This window comes from Actinomadura fibrosa (assembly GCF_900659615.1).
Taxonomy (GTDB): Bacteria; Actinomycetota; Actinomycetes; order Streptosporangiales; family Streptosporangiaceae; genus Spirillospora; species Spirillospora fibrosa.
In genome coordinates, this window is sequence record NZ_CAACUY010000551.1 from 1 (window position 1) to 987 (window position 987).

The 987-nt window shown below is 72.7% G+C and carries 1 protein-coding gene; it reads left to right on the forward strand.

All coding sequences use genetic code 11. The annotated features are described in order from the left end of the window. Positions 1 to 987 (forward strand): beta-ketoacyl reductase (locus E1300_RS49590; protein ID WP_131764166.1); only part of this gene is annotated, 987 nt, incomplete at both ends.

Below are 987 nucleotides of genomic sequence, written 5' to 3' on the forward strand. Positions count from 1 at the left end.
ACCTCACCCACCACCCCCACTGGAAACCCCAACCCACACCCCACCACCCCACCACCACCCTCCCCACCTACCCCTTCCAACACCACCACTACTGGCTCAGCCCAGGCAGCCCGGCCGAGGTCGGTCCGGTCGAGCCGTCGCCGCTCTCGTCCGACGGTCTGTACCGGATCGAATGGGCGACCATCACCGCGCCGCTTCACGATGTCGCCCTGGATCGCTGGGCCGTCATCGGCGGCGACCCGGCGCTCCACGCCCTCGGCATCCCTTGGTTCGACGGCCTCGCGGCGCTCAAGGACGCACGTGACCTCCAGCCCGAAACGGTGGTGCTGGCAGTGCGGAGCCCGAACACGGACCCGGTCGCGGCGGCTCACGAGGTGGCGGAGCAGGTCCTGGGTTTCCTGCGGGACTGGCTGACCGACGAACGCTTCGCCCTGGCGGACCTGGTCGTTCTGACGCGCGGGGCGGTCGTCGCCGCACCCGGCGACTCCCTGGACGATCTGCCGCTCTCGACCGTCTGGGGCCTGGTCCGATCGGCGCAGCGCGAACATCCGGACCGCATCCGCCTGGTCGACGCCGACGCAGCCGGTCTCCACGTCCTGCCCGCCGCCGTCTCGACCGGGGAGCCGCAACTCGCGCTCCGTTCCGGAGAGCTCTACGCCCCTCGCCTGACCGGCATCGTGGACGAGCACGCACCGCCGCGGGATCTCGGCGACGGGACCGTGCTGATCACCGGTGGCACCGGCACGCTGGGCGCACTGGTGGCCGAACACCTCGTCACCGGCCACGGCGTACGCCGCCTCGTCCTCGCCGGCCGACGCGGTCCCGCCGCTCCCGGCAGCGCCGAACTCACCGAGCGCCTCGCCGCCGCCGGCGCCGCAGTCACCACCGTCGCCTGCGACACCGCCGACCCCGAAGCCCTCGCCGCCCTCCTGGCCGACATCCCAGCCGAACACCCGCTCACCACCGTCATCCACGCCGCCGGAGTAC